The sequence below is a fragment of the Bacillus sp. SLBN-46 genome, from assembly GCF_031453555.1.
Lineage (GTDB): Bacteria > Bacillota > Bacilli > Bacillales > Cytobacillaceae > Neobacillus.
Window position 1 is genome coordinate 440,001 of the sequence record NZ_JAVIZM010000001.1, and the last position, 15,116, is coordinate 455,116.

Genomic DNA, 15,116 nt, shown 5'->3' on the forward strand with positions numbered 1-15,116 from the left:
TCCCCGCACTTTTCAACGTGCGTGGGTTCGGGCCTCCATCCAGTGTTACCTGGACTTCACCCTGGACATGGGTAGATCACCTGGTTTCGGGTCTACGACCACATACTCAAACGCCCTATTCAGACTCGCTTTCGCTGCGGCTCCGTCTCTTCAACTTAACCTTGCATGGGATCGTAACTCGCCGGTTCATTCTACAAAAGGCACGCTATCACCCATTAACGGGCTCTAACTACTTGTAGGCACACGGTTTCAGGAACTATTTCACTCCCCTTCCGGGGTGCTTTTCACCTTTCCCTCACGGTACTGGTTCACTATCGGTCACTAGGGAGTATTTAGCCTTGGGAGATGGTCCTCCCTGCTTCCGACCGGATTTCACGTGTCCGGCCGTACTCAGGATCCACTCAGGAGGGAACGAAGTTTCGACTACAGGGTTTTTACCTTCTCTGACGGGCCTTTCCAGGCCGCTTCATCTACCCCGTTCCTTTGTAACTCCATGTTGAGTGTCCTACAACCCCAAGAGGCAAGCCTCTTGGTTTGGGCTATGTCCCGTTTCGCTCGCCGCTACTCAGGGAATCGCGTTTGCTTTCTCTTCCTCCGGGTACTTAGATGTTTCAGTTCCCCGGGTATGCCTTCAATACCCTATGTATTCAGGTAAAGATACTGTTCCATTACGAACAGTGGGTTCCCCCATTCGGAAATCTCCGGATCAAAGCTTACTTACAGCTCCCCGAAGCATATCGGTGTTAGTCCCGTCCTTCATCGGCTCCTAGTGCCAAGGCATTCACCGTGCGCCCTTTCTAACTTAACCTAAAAGGTTTATTTCTCTAAATCAATAGAGAGAAAACTAAAATGGCGATTACTCGATGTGTTACTTAACTTCTTCATTACGATTATCTAGTTTTCAAAGAACAATTTTGGTGGAGCTTAGCGGGATCGAACCGCTGACCTCCTGCGTGCAAGGCAGGCGCTCTCCCAGCTGAGCTAAAGCCCCGTAGAAGGAAAGTGGGCCTAAATGGACTCGAACCATCGACCTCACGCTTATCAGGCGTGCGCTCTAACCAGCTGAGCTATAGGCCCCCACTACGAATATTTAATTGAGAATTTGCACTCTCAAAACTAAGCAAACAAAAACAATCAAACAAACTTTTTTGTCTGGCTCACTAAGTCCAGCTTATATCCTTAGAAAGGAGGTGATCCAGCCGCACCTTCCGATACGGCTACCTTGTTACGACTTCACCCCAATCATCTGTCCCACCTTAGGCGGCTGGCTCCTTACGGTTACCCCACCGACTTCGGGTGTTACAAACTCTCGTGGTGTGACGGGCGGTGTGTACAAGGCCCGGGAACGTATTCACCGCGGCATGCTGATCCGCGATTACTAGCGATTCCGGCTTCATGTAGGCGAGTTGCAGCCTACAATCCGAACTGAGAATGGTTTTATGGGATTGGCTAAACCTCGCGGTCTTGCAACCCTTTGTACCATCCATTGTAGCACGTGTGTAGCCCAGGTCATAAGGGGCATGATGATTTGACGTCATCCCCACCTTCCTCCGGTTTGTCACCGGCAGTCACCTTAGAGTGCCCAACTAAATGCTGGCAACTAAGATCAAGGGTTGCGCTCGTTGCGGGACTTAACCCAACATCTCACGACACGAGCTGACGACAACCATGCACCACCTGTCACTCTGTCCCCCGAAGGGGAACGTCCTATCTCTAGGAGTGTCAGAGGATGTCAAGACCTGGTAAGGTTCTTCGCGTTGCTTCGAATTAAACCACATGCTCCACCGCTTGTGCGGGCCCCCGTCAATTCCTTTGAGTTTCAGCCTTGCGGCCGTACTCCCCAGGCGGAGTGCTTAATGCGTTAGCTGCAGCACTAAGGGGCGGAAACCCCCTAACACTTAGCACTCATCGTTTACGGCGTGGACTACCAGGGTATCTAATCCTGTTTGCTCCCCACGCTTTCGCGCCTCAGCGTCAGTTACAGACCAGAAAGCCGCCTTCGCCACTGGTGTTCCTCCACATCTCTACGCATTTCACCGCTACACGTGGAATTCCGCTTTCCTCTTCTGTACTCAAGTCCCCCAGTTTCCAATGACCCTCCACGGTTGAGCCGTGGGCTTTCACATCAGACTTAAAGGACCGCCTGCGCGCGCTTTACGCCCAATAATTCCGGACAACGCTTGCCACCTACGTATTACCGCGGCTGCTGGCACGTAGTTAGCCGTGGCTTTCTGGTTAGGTACCGTCAAGGTACCAGCAGTTACTCCGGTACTTGTTCTTCCCTAACAACAGAGCTTTACGACCCGAAGGCCTTCATCGCTCACGCGGCGTTGCTCCATCAGACTTTCGTCCATTGTGGAAGATTCCCTACTGCTGCCTCCCGTAGGAGTCTGGGCCGTGTCTCAGTCCCAGTGTGGCCGATCACCCTCTCAGGTCGGCTACGCATCGTCGCCTTGGTGAGCCGTTACCTCACCAACTAGCTAATGCGCCGCGGGCCCATCTGTAAGTGACAGCCGAAACCGTCTTTCAGCTTTTCCTCATGAGAGAAAAAGGATTATCCGGTATTAGCTCCGGTTTCCCGAAGTTATCCCAGTCTCACAGGCAGGTTGCCCACGTGTTACTCACCCGTCCGCCGCTAACCACCGAAGTGGTTCGCTCGACTTGCATGTATTAGGCACGCCGCCAGCGTTCGTCCTGAGCCAGGATCAAACTCTCCAAGAAAGTTGATTAGCTCATTTTGTTACGTTGGCTTCGTTTCAATATAGAAACGAAATATTTTTGTTTGTTGACGTTTTTGTTTGTTTAGTTTTCAAAGAACAAATTTTCCTCACCGCTCGTAAGCGACTCAATAAATATACCATGTACAATATTTAAAGTCAACGTTTTTTTCTTTTTTACTATTCGTAAATTAGAAACGCCATGTCGACTTAAAGTATTATACCAGCTCGACCATCTTGTATCAATATATAAATAATAAAAAAAGGCCGACTCATTGATTTTTGAGTCAGCCCATTTTCTATTATTCTTCACTCTCAGAAGGATTCACATCTTGGTTTTCTTCCACCAAGTTTCCTTCAACATCATTACTGTCATCCTCTTGTGATTCTTCTTCTTTCTCAACCTTCGCTACTGTTGCAACGAATTCGTTATCGCTCTCTTTCATACTAATAAGTTTGACACCTTGCGTGCTTCGACCCATTTTAGAAATACCAGCTACATCCATTCGAATCAGTACACCGCCAGTTGTGATAAGCATAAGATCTTCATCACCTGTCACTGCTCTCATGGAGACAAGTGGACCATTTTTCTCAGTCACCTGGCAGGTTTTTATCCCTTTACCGCCTCTTCCCTGGATACGATATTCCGATGCAGGTGTACGTTTACCATAACCCTTCTTGGTTACAATAAGAACATCATTACTCTCTTCTAAAACTTCCATTCCGACAACTTCATCATCAGAATCTAGAGTAATCCCTTTTACTCCTGTTGCGGTACGTCCCATCGACCTAACATCCGTTTCAGGGAAGTGAATTAACATACCCTTTTTCGTTCCTATGATCATATGCTTGGTGCCATCAGTTAGCCGAACAGATATTAGCTCATCGCCTTCACGTAAACTCAAAGCAATGAGTCCGTTATTTCGGATATTAGCAAATGATGTTAATGGGGATCGTTTAGATACCCCTTCTTTTGTTGTAAAGAAAAGGAACCAATCATCGACAAATTCCTCGATAGGAATAATCGCATTTACCCATTCACCTTTTTCGATTCCAAGCAAGTTAATGATTGGAATTCCTTTAGCTGTTCGGCTATATTCAGGTATTTCGTACCCTTTTGATCGATATACCTTCCCTTTGTTGGTAAAGAAAAGAATTGTATCATGCGTTGATGTGGTGATTAAATGTTCAACGAAATCATCTTCATTTGTTCCCATGCCTTGTATACCACGACCACCACGTCGTTGGGCACGATATGTAGATACAGGTAGACGTTTGATATAACCATTATGGGTTAATGAAATGACAATATTTTCACGAGGGATTAAGTCTTCATCCTCAATATTCTCAAGTCCCCCTGTTACAATCTCGGTACGGCGCTTATCATTGAAGCGCTCTTTAATTTCAGTTAATTCCTCACGGATAATTTCAAGAATCTTTTCTTCATCCGCTAAAATTGCTTTTAATTCTGCAATTAGCTTTACTAAGTTTTGGTACTCTTCTTCAATCTTTTCTCTTTCTAATCCCGTTAAACGTTGTAGACGCATATCAAGGATCGCTTGTGCCTGCTTTTCAGAAAGATTAAAGGTTGTCATTAAACCTTCACGTGCAATATCCGTTGTTTGTGAACTTCGAATTAAATTTATAACTGCATCAAGATTGTCTAAAGCAATTCTTAAGCCATCTAAAATATGGGCACGTGCTTCTGCTTTTCGTAATTCAAATTCAATTCTTCTTCGAATGACTACTCTTTGATGATCCAGGTAGTGAACCAGACATTGCTTTAGGCTCAGTACCTTCGGTTGTCCACCAACAAGTGCTAGCGTGTTAATTCCGAAGCTGGTTTGAAGTGCCGTTTGTTTATATAAATTATTTAAAAGGACATTTGCATTGGCATCTTTCCGTACTTCAATGACGATCCGCATTCCTCTACGGTCAGATTCATCTCGCAGATCGGTGATGCCTTCAATTTTTTTATCACGAGCTAATTCGGCAATTTTCTCGATTAACCTCGCCTTATTCACCTGATATGGCAGCTCATTTACAATGATAACTTCCTTACCGTTAGACTTTTGTTCAATTTCTACTTTAGCTCGGATTGTTATGGAGCCTCTGCCAGTTTCGTAAGCCTTACGAATACCGCTTCTGCCAAGAATCATTCCGCCTGTTGGGAAATCAGGACCAGGGATAATTTCCATTAACTCCTGAGTAGTTATTTCAGGGTCTTGACTGATTGCTAACACTCCATCGATAACTTCCCCAAGCTGATGTGGTGGTATATTTGTAGCCATACCTACCGCAATACCAGTTGTTCCATTAACTAATAGGTTTGGAAACCTAGCTGGTAAAACAACCGGTTCTTTTTCTTCACCATCATAGTTATCTTGATAATCAATAGTATCTTTGTTTATATCTCTTAATAATTCCATTGATATCTTAGACATTCTTGATTCTGTGTAACGCATAGCTGCTGCAGCGTCACCATCCACAGAACCAAAGTTACCATGCCCATCAACGAGCATATAACGATAGTTGAAATCCTGTGCCATACGTACCATCGTTTCATAAACAGCAGAATCACCATGTGGGTGATACTTACCGATTACATCCCCAACAATACGAGCAGATTTTTTATATGGTTTGTCCGAATGCATTCCTAAATCATGCATAGCATAAAGAATACGGCGATGAACCGGTTTTAACCCATCACGGACATCCGGAAGGGCACGAGAAACAATAACACTCATCGCATAGTCAAGAAAGGAAGATTTCATCTCCTGACTTATATTAATCTCTTTTATTTGAGAACTTGGTGTTTCAGCCATAATTTGTACCTCCTATTGGATCTCACTAAGGGCTAGGTAAAAGAAAAAGGAGGATAGTGGTCATCCCTCTACCCCTTAATCTATATCTAGTTAAATATCTAGATTCTTTACATATTGTGCATTTGCTTCAATGAAGTTACGACGAGGTTCTACCTTATCGCCCATTAACATTTCAAATGTCTCGTCTGCCTCTATCGCATCTTCAAGGCTCACTTGAAGCATGGTTCTAGTAGATGGATCCATCGTTGTTTCCCATAATTGTTCTGGATTCATCTCTCCCAAACCTTTATAACGTTGAATATTCGGCTTTGGTGTTGCTGGTAACTCCGCGAAAATCTTATCAAGTTCTTTATCATTATAAGCGTACTCTATGCGCTTCCCTTGCTGAACCTTATAAAGAGGTGGCTGTGCAATGTAGATATACCCTGCTTCTAAAATCTTTCTCATATAACGATAAAAGAAGGTTAAGATAAGTGTCCGAATATGCGCACCATCCACGTCAGCATCCGTCATAATTACAACTTTATGATAACGGGCTTTTGAAATATCGAAATCTTCGCCAATTCCGGTTCCAATAGCTGTAATCATTGCTCTTACTTCGTTGTTAGACAGAATCTTGTCAAGACGTGCTTTTTCTACATTAAGAATTTTACCTCTTAGGGGTAGAATTGCTTGGAAGTGTCGGTCCCGTCCTTGCTTCGCTGAACCTCCCGCGGAATCACCCTCAACGATGTATATTTCACTCTCTGAGGGATCTTTTGAAGAGCAGTCCGCAAGCTTACCTGGTAAGCTCGATACTTCTAGAGCACTTTTCCGGCGTGTTAATTCCCTAGCTTTCTTAGCTGCAAGTCTGGCTCGTGCCGCCATCAAACCTTTTTCAACGATTTTTTTCGCTACCGTTGGATTTTCTAAGAGGAATTTTTCAAAGTGGCCGGCAAAGACCGTATCCGTGATAGCCCTAACCTCTGAATTACCGAGTTTCGTCTTTGTTTGTCCCTCAAATTGTGGATCAGGATGTTTGATGGAAACAATCGCTGTTAACCCTTCACGGACATCTTCCCCTGATAGGTTCGTATCATTCTCTTTGATTAGGCCGTTTTTCCTTGCATAATCATTGATGACTCTTGTTAAGGCTGTTTTAAATCCAGATTCATGTGTTCCACCTTCATAGGTGTGAATATTATTGGCAAAAGAATAAATGCTATCAGTGTAGCCCTCGTTATACTGAAGGGCAACTTCCACACTAATACCATCGCGTTCCCCGTCAATATATATCGGTTCTTCATGAATGACTTCCTTCGTGCGGTTTAAATGTTCGACATACGATTTAATTCCGCCTTCGTAGTAGTATTCATTCTGTTTATTTTCAACACGCTTATCTTCAATGGTGATTTTAATTCCTTTGTTTAAAAAGGCTAATTCACGAAGACGAGTAGCGAGAATGTCATACTCATATACTAATGTTTCAGTGAAAATCTCCCCATCGGGTTTAAAGTGTGTAATAGTACCCGTTCGATCAGTTGTACCAATAACCTCTAGTTCTTGAACAACTGCGCCTCGCTCAAATTTAATCGAGTGAATTTTCCCATCACGGTGGACATATACCTCAAGTTCAGTAGAGAGGGCATTAACAACTGAAGCACCAACACCATGAAGGCCCCCAGAAACCTTATAACCCCCGCCGCCAAATTTACCGCCGGCATGGAGTACCGTCATTATAACTTCAACTGCGGGTCTGCCCATCTTTTCTTGAATACCAACCGGAATTCCACGGCCATTATCCTTGACAGTAATACTGTTATCTTTTTCAATTAAGACATTAATCTCATCACAGTAACCAGCGAGTGCTTCATCAATACTGTTATCAACAATTTCCCATACTAGATGATGAAGACCCTTTCCACTAGTTGATCCAATATACATACCAGGTCTTTTTCTAACCGCTTCAAGGCCTTCAAGGACTTGGATTTGATCCGCACCATATGCTTGTTCCTGAACCGCGTTTTGTTCAATAGTCATACTAGTTCACCTGCACCTTCTGACAAAAATATATCTATATTTTCGTTGTTTAAAACAATAAAAGAATGTTTATATTAAAATTCATGTATATTCATTTGGTTTGAACGTTTCTTTAAAGTTCCAGAGGCAATCGGGGATAGGTATACTTTTTCATGGGTAATAATGACTGACTTATAAGGGTTTTTAGACAAATTAATCACCTTTTCCTGATGGTGCTCTAGGAATTCCTCGACAAGTGACGATTGATTGGCACTCTCTTTATCTAAAATAGAAATAATATCCTTAGCCCTAATATTAAGATCTTCCCCGATATGAATATACATGGTTCACCTCAGTTTACTTTCCTTATCACACCAGCCTCAACAACAAAGGTTGAAGCTTCCTTTAAGGTTTGGTGGTCAATCCCTTCGACACTTGTCGTTGTCACAAATGTTTGAACCTTTCCCTGGATGGTATTAAGTAAATGGGATTGCCTGTAATCATCTAATTCGGATAAAACATCATCAAGCAGTAAAATAGGGTACTCACCAATTTCAGAATAGATTAACTCGATTTCTGCAAGCTTTACCGAAAGGGCCGTTGTTCGCTGTTGTCCCTGTGAACCAAATGTCTGAACATCTCTTCCGTTCACAAAAAATAATAAATCATCACGATGAGGCCCAAAAAGGGTAGTGCCTCGTTCAATCTCCCTCGTTCTGACCTTCGCGAATTTTTCTTCAAAGCATGCTATCATCTTCGACAAATCTTGCTCTTCTAATACCTCTACCGAAGGCTTATAGGTAATTTCCAGGTTCTCTAACCCTCTTGAAATCCCTTGATGGATTGGTTTTGCCCATTTTTCAAGTAAACGGAGGAATTCAAACCGCTTTGTGACAATTTTCACTGCCATTTGGATGAATTGTTCCGTTAGAATTTCAAGCATGGTTTGATCTGTTTGTTTCTTTATTTGCATCATTTTCAAATAATGATTGCGTTGTTGGAGTATTTTTTGATATTGGCTCATATCATGTAAATATATTGGCGAAACCTGTCCAATCTCCATATCAATAAACCGTCTTCGCACCTGTGGACTACCTTTAACTATATTAAGGTCTTCTGGTGCAAACATAACCACATTCAAATTGCCCACATATTGACTTAACCTTTGCTGTTCAATATGGTTGCACTTTGCCTTTTTTCCCTTTTTGGAAATAATTAGCTGCATAGGCAAAGAACTATGTTGTTTTTGAACCCGTCCCTCTATTTTAGCATATTCTTGGTCCCAGCGAATAAGTTCTTTGTCATTAGATGTCCGGTGTGATTTTGCCATGGCGAGAACGTAGATGGATTCCATCACATTTGTTTTCCCTTGGGCATTCTCACCTAAGATAACATTTACTTTATTTTCAAATTCGACGAATAGCTCTTCATAGTTTCGATAATTATTTAAGGCTAATTTTTCAATATACATGGCAACGCATCCTTTAGCTAGTCGGTAACCACAAACTCCCCAAAGCCAGCAATTTGGACTTTGTCACCTACTCGAAGCTTTCTACCTCTTCTTTGATCTTGTTCACCATTTATAATTACTTCATGTTCGCTCAAAAACCATTTTGCCATTCCACCCGTTTGAATTACATCAGCTAATTTCAAAAATTGACCTAATGTAATAAATTCTGTGTCCAGCTTTACTTTTTCAGGCATGTTGTCACCCTCATTTCTAAAATGGTCTCAATACTTTATTTTACTAAAAAAATCATCAGGATACAAAGAAAACCAAAAAAAGAAATCATTTTACTTTTTATAAGTAAAGAAAGCCGCCATTTAATTGGCGGCAATCTGTAGTTTTTTATTGTTTAGTATGTTCTTACAGGTAGGATCAATTGCAAGATGCTTTCGTCGTGTAGAGGCCGAATTAAGAATGGGCGCATGGCTCCTGTGAAGCTTACTTTGATATCAGTTCCTTCAAGTGCTTTTAATGCATCCATCATATATTTCGCGCTAAAAGAGATTTTTAAATCTTCTCCCTCAATGGATGAGCTTTGAATTTCTTCTACAACTTTTCCTATTTCAGGAGTATTGGAAGAAACTTCAATGATTCCATCCTCAATCGTAGAGAACTTAACCACATTATTCCTTCCTTCTCGCGCTAATAGAGAAGCACGATCAATCGCTTGAAGGAATTCCTTCGTGTTAACCGTTACATCGGTCTTACTTTCATTTGGAATCAATCTAGACGTATCAGGATAATTTCCTTCTAACAATCTTGAAAAGAATAGTAAATGCTTTGCTTTAAATAATATTTGATTTTCTGTAATAACAATGTCTATTAGTTCATTGGAGTCATCAATAATTTTACTTAATTCATTTAAGCTCTTGCCTGGAATAACAACATTATAGCTATCGTTATTCTCCGTTTCGATTTTTGCTTTTCTTAATGCCAGACGATGACTATCTGTTGCAATACAGATTAGTTCCTCATTTTCGATCTTCCAGTTTACACCTGTCAAGATGGGGCGTGTTTCTGAGGTGGACACTGCAAAATGAGTTTGTCTAATCATCGCTTTTAGAAGATCGGTAGCAATATGAAACTTATTATTTTCCTCAATTTGTGGAAGGTGAGGGTATTCCTCTGCATCTAAACCATTTAAGTTAAATTCTGATTTTCCAGATCGAATAACGGTTTGAAGTGAACCAAGTACCTCAATTTCAACTGAGTCTGTAGGCAGCTTTTTAACAATTTCGCTAAAAAACTTGGCTTGTAGAACAATCGATCCTACTTGTTTAATTTCAACAATTTCATCTCCAGCATCTTCTTTTGGAATAAACGATTCAATCGAAATATCAGAATCACTACCTGTTAACGTTACTCCTTCAGTAGTCGCAGTAATCTTAATCCCGGTCAAGATTGGAATGGTTGTCCTTGTTGTGACAGCCTTCATAACATCTTGAACACTTTGAACAAGGCGGTCTCGTTGGATTATAAATTTCATATCAGAATCCTCCGTTTAGGCATATTTTTTTTAGCTGTAACATATAATATTATTTTTTTAAAAAATAGTAGAAGTACTAGTAGGGCCTGTTAGTATGTGGATAACTGACATTTTTCAATGGAAACACAGCCTATCCACATGTGGACAGACTGTGTACAACAGGTAAGAAGTTATTCACATTATTAAATAGAAAATGCAAAAAAAAAATTACACTTTCAATAAATCATTTAATTCCTTCATTTGCTTTTGCAATTGTGCATCTGTCTGAAGCAGCTTTGAGATTTTTTCATGTGCATGAATAACAGTTGTGTGATCGCGTCCACCAAATTCTTCTCCTATTTTTGGCAAGGAGTAGTCTGTTAATTCGCGGGATAAATACATGGCAATTTGCCTAGGAAATGCAACAGATTTGGTCCGTTTCTTCGCTTTAAAGTCCTCTAGTTTAATACTATAGTGCTCACCAACGACCCGTTGAATTTCAAGAATCGTAATCACTTTAGGTTTAGAGCTTGGAATGATATCTTTTAATGCCTCTGCAGCTAAATCTGCATTTATATCCTTGTTAATTAAGGATGAATAGGCAACTACTCGAATCAATGCTCCCTCTAATTCACGAATGTTTGAATCAATTTGGTTGGCAATATAGAGCATGACCTCATTAGGAATATCTAATCCTTCCGCTTTTGCTTTCTTACGAAGAATGGCAATCCTTGTTTCTAAATCAGGCGGAGTAATATCTGTAATTAAGCCCCATTCAAAACGGGAACGTAAACGATCCTCTAGTGTCGGAATCTCTCTTGGCGGCCGGTCACTGGAGATAATAATTTGCTTACTTTCTTCATGCAATGCATTAAATGTATGGAAAAATTCTTCTTGGGTTGATTCTTTTCCCGCTAAAAACTGAATATCATCTATAAGTAAAATATCTACATTTCGATATTTATTGCGAAAATTCTCTGCTTTATTGTCACGAATCGAGTTAATGAATTCATTTGTAAATTTTTCTGATGATAAATAAACGACTTTCGCTGAAGGGTTATGATCTAAAACATAATGGCCAATTGCGTGCATTAAATGGGTTTTTCCTAATCCTACGCCCCCATAAATAAATAGCGGATTATAGGCTTTTGCTGGCGCCTCAGCTACCGCAAGTGATGCTGCATGGGCAAAACGGTTACCAGAACCGATAACGAATGTATCAAATGTATATTTTTGATTTAGAATACCTTGAGGAAAATCACCGTGATCATCCTCTTTTTTCACCTTTTTTGGCGGTAATTGCACATCTGTATCTGCTTCATTCTGGTTTTGCGGAATTATAAACTTTACTGATAGCTCTTCTCCAGTAATTTCATAGAGAATACCAGAGATTAACTGAGAATAACGCTCTTCCAGCCAATCACGCGCAAATTCATTGGGTGCCGTTATAATAAGCAAATTGCCTTGAAGGGAATGGGCCTTTGTTGACTTAAGCCAGGTGTCAAAGCTAGGCTTGCTTATCTTTTTCTCAATATTGGCTAGTGCAGCATTCCAAAGATCCGCAATATTTTCCAACTAGTATCCCTCCTTAATCGTCTTTTTTTCTTTATTGTCCAGCTCCAGCGGCTCATATTTTGTAAATCACCGCTTGTACTTTTGTAATCTACTTGACTAAAGTTCCGTTAAAAAACACAGGTTATACAAGTTGTACAACCTATTAATTTATAAATATACGAAACACTGGTTGTGGAAAACATATAATAAGGAATAAATGTGGAGTTTCGACAATATCCACCCCTTGTGGACAAGTTTTTACATAGTGCTTGGATAAACTATCCACATGTTATCCACAAATTGTGGATAATTAATTTTGGGGATAAAGTTATTCAGAGTGAAAACACAAATATAATATCAAATAATTGCATGTGGCGCAATGCCTTTTCGTAGTTTATCCACAACTAGAACATCATGTGCACAAAATTTGTCCACAAGTAGATAATTTGTGCAAAACCTGTCAATATGTTGTGTGGATAATGAAAAAAATGTCGAAATAATATCCACAAGTAAATTTAAGGGTTAAAACTATTCACTTTGTCTAGTGTGCGTCACTTTTCTTAATTATAGTTTCTGGAAAATCGATAATTCATGTTCGAAAAAAATTGGAAATGGGAAACAATAGTTGGAGAGTGGTTGACAATTTTGTGTTGACCTCTTTATAATAAGTTAGACTGTCGTTTAAAATTGTCAGCTATTCCTCAGGGAGGTGTCATATAATGAAAAGAACATATCAACCAAATAGTCGTAAACATAGTAAAGTTCACGGTTTCCGCAGTCGTATGAGCTCAGCTAACGGACGTAAGGTTCTAGCTCGTCGTCGTCAAAAAGGAAGAAAAGTATTATCAGCATAGACCACTGAAGAGTCAGTGGTCTTTTTTCTAATTAAAGGGGGAAGAAATCTTCCCCTTGATTAGAAAATTCGCCGATTTACAAAAAAAGTCCTTTTCGGCTTAGAAATAGAGCATATTTGAATACTACGAATGGTTATAGTAGAAATTGATATATCTTACCTGAGCCAATCTGAGACTGAAGGTGTTTATTGATGAAAAAAGAATTTCGAGTAAAGAAAAATAAAGAGTTCCAAGCTGCCTTTCAAAAAGGGCAGTCATTTGCCAATAGGCAATTTGTTGTCTACTCTCTACAAAAAGCAGATCAGGACTACTTCCGCATTGGTTTGTCAGTAAGTAAAAAGATTGGAAATGCTGTTACTAGAAATAGAATCAAACGGTATGTAAGACAAGCTATCTTTGAACTAAATGATCAGCTAGCAGCTGGAAATGACTATGTCATTATTGCGAGGAAGCCTACTGCTGATATGGATTTTTTTGAAGTGAAAAAAAGCTTAACCCATGTCCTTAAGGTGGGAAAAGTGCTTAAAAAATGATAAACTATCCATAAAAATACATAAAAAAATTTATATATTGGCAAGGAGGAAAATTTGGTTGAAGAAACGAATATTACTTTTGTTCGGTATGGGTTTTGTCTTTGTATTTTTAACCGGATGTAGTGAAATCAAAAAGCCGATTACTTCTGAAAGTACTGGTTTTTGGAATGAATATATTGTCTATCCACTATCCTGGTTAATTAAAGAAGGAGCACATTTACTAGGAGGAAGCTATGGTCTTTCGCTAATAGTCGTAACTATTGTTATTCGACTAGCTATTCTGCCATTAATGATTAAGCAGACGAAAAGCTCAAAAGCGATGCAGGCTCTCCAGCCAGAAATGAAGGCCCTTCGTGAGAAATATAGTTCGAAAGATCAAAAGACACAGCAAAAATTGCAGCAAGAAACAATGGCGCTATTTTCAAAACACGGTGTCAATCCAATGGCCGGCTGTTTTCCACTAATTGTTCAAATGCCAATTTTAATTGGTTTTTATCATGCCATTTCAAGAACAAGAGAAATTGCTTCAGATAATTTCTTATGGTTTGATCTTGGAGAAAAGGATCCTTATTATATTTTGCCGATAATTGCTGGTATTACCACTTTTATTCAGCAAAAATTGATGATGGCTGGCCAAGAGCACAATCCGCAAATGGCAATGATGCTTTGGATGATGCCGATCATGATTGTTTTCTTTGCATTTAGTTTTCCAGCAGCACTTTCATTGTATTGGGTTGTTGGTAACATTTTTATGATTGTTCAAACCTATTTTATTAAAGGACCGGATTTAAGGGCAAACGCCACCGGTAATGTGGGAGGAGCAAAAAAGTGAAACAGGTAACTGCTACAGGACAAACTGTCGAAGAAGCAGTAAAATCAGCTTTAGCTCAATTAAATACCACCAAAGACCGCACAGATGTTGACATTATTGACGAAGGTAAAAAAGGGATTTTCGGTATTTTTGGTTCACGTCCAGCAATAGTGAAGGTAACGGTAATCATTGATCCAATCGAAGAAGCAACGAAATTTCTGTCCCAAGTGAGTGAACAAATGGGGGCACCTGCTAAAATAGAAATCAAACGTGAGGGCAAACAGGTTACTCTTGTGATGACTGGAGAAAAAATTGCATTATTAATTGGAAAAAGAGGTCAAACTTTAAATTCATTGCAATATTTGACTCAGCTTGTGATTAATCGCTTTTCCAACCAATATTTAAATGTAATTCTCGATGCTGAAGATTACCGAAATAGAAGAAGTGAAACACTGATTCAATTATCCCATCGTTTAGCACAAAAGGCAGTGAAAACAGGAAAAGAAGTTACCTTAGAACCCATGCCTTCCTATGAGCGTAAAGTCATTCATACCGCTTTGTCGGAAAACAAACGTGTAAAAACCTCTTCTGATGGATCTGAACCACATCGTTTTGTGGTGATTACTCCAGTTAGAAGGTAATTGTCTCGTTAAAGACGTCCTATTACTAGGATGTCTTTTTTTTGTGGGAATTTTTAAAGTGTTGATAACTAACTTTGCGTTTTCGTTTTATTGTTATTCACATGTGGATAAGTTAAAATAATAAATAGATATTTTTCGGTTGTGGATAATTTGATTGCTTTGTTAACGAGGATTCATGTGGTATTCTAATAATTTGAGAAAAAATTTCCGA

Annotated in this window: 11 protein-coding genes, 2 tRNA genes and 2 rRNA genes (1 of these 15 only partly in view); 4 read left to right on the forward strand and 11 right to left on the reverse strand. The window is 40.1% G+C overall.

What is annotated here, in order from left to right; all coding sequences use genetic code 11:
- From QFZ87_RS02310 to dnaA, 11 genes are all read right to left on the reverse strand, one after another.
- Positions 1 to 808 (reverse strand): 23S ribosomal RNA (locus QFZ87_RS02310); it reaches 2,128 nt to the left of the window's first position.
- 107 nt (positions 809 to 915) lie between these two features.
- A tRNA-Ala gene (locus QFZ87_RS02315) sits at positions 916 to 991 on the reverse strand.
- A gap of 12 nt (positions 992 to 1,003) precedes the next feature.
- Positions 1,004 to 1,077, reverse strand: a tRNA-Ile gene (locus tag QFZ87_RS02320).
- Between the two features lie 106 nt (positions 1,078 to 1,183).
- Positions 1,184 to 2,721 (reverse strand): 16S ribosomal RNA (locus QFZ87_RS02325).
- The 16S and 23S rRNA genes sit together here with 2 tRNA genes alongside, the layout of an rRNA operon.
- Before the next feature lie 298 nt (positions 2,722 to 3,019).
- Positions 3,020 to 5,542: a DNA gyrase subunit A gene (gyrA, locus tag QFZ87_RS02330; protein WP_309857182.1), complete on the reverse strand. Its 2,523-nt coding sequence runs from the start codon at positions 5,540 to 5,542 to the stop codon at positions 3,020 to 3,022.
- Positions 5,543 to 5,632: 90 nt separating this feature from the next.
- Positions 5,633 to 7,561: a DNA topoisomerase (ATP-hydrolyzing) subunit B gene (gene gyrB, locus QFZ87_RS02335; RefSeq protein WP_396133888.1), complete on the reverse strand. Its 1,929-nt coding sequence runs from the start codon at positions 7,559 to 7,561 to the stop codon at positions 5,633 to 5,635.
- 74 nt (positions 7,562 to 7,635) lie between these two features.
- On the reverse strand, positions 7,636 to 7,884 hold the full coding sequence (gene remB / locus QFZ87_RS02340; protein ID WP_309857184.1) for an extracellular matrix regulator RemB: 249 nt from the start codon (positions 7,882 to 7,884) through the stop codon (positions 7,636 to 7,638).
- Between the two features lie 8 nt (positions 7,885 to 7,892).
- Positions 7,893 to 9,011 carry a DNA replication/repair protein RecF gene (gene recF / locus QFZ87_RS02345; RefSeq protein WP_309857187.1) on the reverse strand — a complete coding sequence of 373 codons (1,119 nt, stop codon included), beginning with the start codon at positions 9,009 to 9,011 and terminating at the stop codon, positions 7,893 to 7,895.
- Positions 9,012 to 9,028: 17 nt separating this feature from the next.
- Complete coding sequence (gene yaaA / locus QFZ87_RS02350) at positions 9,029 to 9,244, reverse strand: S4 domain-containing protein YaaA (protein ID WP_309857189.1); 216 nt, start codon at positions 9,242 to 9,244, stop codon at positions 9,029 to 9,031.
- Positions 9,245 to 9,396: 152 nt separating this feature from the next.
- The gene (gene dnaN / locus QFZ87_RS02355; protein WP_309857192.1) at positions 9,397 to 10,533 is read right to left on the reverse strand and encodes a DNA polymerase III subunit beta; all 1,137 of its coding nucleotides are present in this window, start codon (positions 10,531 to 10,533) and stop codon (positions 9,397 to 9,399) included.
- A 207-nt stretch (positions 10,534 to 10,740) separates the two neighbouring features.
- A complete protein-coding gene (gene dnaA, locus QFZ87_RS02360; RefSeq protein ID WP_309857196.1) occupies positions 10,741 to 12,087 on the reverse strand; it encodes a chromosomal replication initiator protein DnaA in 1,347 nt (448 codons plus the stop codon).
- 698 nt (positions 12,088 to 12,785) lie between these two features.
- Between dnaA and rpmH the strand changes: the two genes are divergently transcribed.
- The 4 genes from rpmH (at position 12,786) to jag (ending at position 14,905) form a co-directional block, all read left to right on the forward strand.
- Positions 12,786 to 12,920 carry a 50S ribosomal protein L34 gene (gene rpmH, locus QFZ87_RS02365; protein WP_024031040.1) on the forward strand — a complete coding sequence of 45 codons (135 nt, stop codon included), beginning with the start codon at positions 12,786 to 12,788 and terminating at the stop codon, positions 12,918 to 12,920.
- Positions 12,921 to 13,111: 191 nt separating this feature from the next.
- Positions 13,112 to 13,453 (forward strand): ribonuclease P protein component, encoded by a 342-nt coding sequence (gene rnpA, locus QFZ87_RS02370; protein WP_309857199.1) that lies wholly within the window; start codon positions 13,112 to 13,114, stop codon positions 13,451 to 13,453.
- A gap of 58 nt (positions 13,454 to 13,511) precedes the next feature.
- Entirely contained in the window at positions 13,512 to 14,285 is a 774-nt protein-coding gene (gene spoIIIJ / locus QFZ87_RS02375; RefSeq protein ID WP_396133889.1) for a YidC family membrane integrase SpoIIIJ, read from the forward strand.
- Entirely contained in the window at positions 14,282 to 14,905 is a 624-nt protein-coding gene (jag, locus tag QFZ87_RS02380) for an RNA-binding cell elongation regulator Jag/EloR (protein WP_309857202.1), read from the forward strand. The genes spoIIIJ and jag overlap by 4 nt, the downstream gene beginning before the upstream one ends.
- Positions 14,906 to 15,116: the final 211 nt, after the last annotated feature.

Bases quoted from the DNA above. Each gene is read 5' to 3' on its own strand.
- recF (WP_309857187.1), bottom strand. From the start codon at position 9,011: ATGTATATTGAAAAATTAGCCTTAAATAATTATCGAAACTATGAAGAG.
- gyrB (WP_396133888.1), bottom strand. From the start codon at position 7,561: ATGACTATTGAACAAAACGCGGTTCAGGAACAAGCATATGGTGCGGAT.
- dnaN (WP_309857192.1), bottom strand. From the start codon at position 10,533: ATGAAATTTATAATCCAACGAGACCGCCTTGTTCAAAGTGTTCAAGAT.
- gyrA (WP_309857182.1), bottom strand. From the start codon at position 5,542: ATGGCTGAAACACCAAGTTCTCAAATAAAAGAGATTAATATAAGTCAG.
- remB (WP_309857184.1), bottom strand. From the start codon at position 7,884: ATGTATATTCATATCGGGGAAGATCTTAATATTAGGGCTAAGGATATT.
- yaaA (WP_309857189.1), bottom strand. From the start codon at position 9,244: ATGCCTGAAAAAGTAAAGCTGGACACAGAATTTATTACATTAGGTCAA.
- rpmH (WP_024031040.1), top strand. From the start codon at position 12,786: ATGAAAAGAACATATCAACCAAATAGTCGTAAACATAGTAAAGTTCAC.
- rnpA (WP_309857199.1), top strand. From the start codon at position 13,112: ATGAAAAAAGAATTTCGAGTAAAGAAAAATAAAGAGTTCCAAGCTGCC.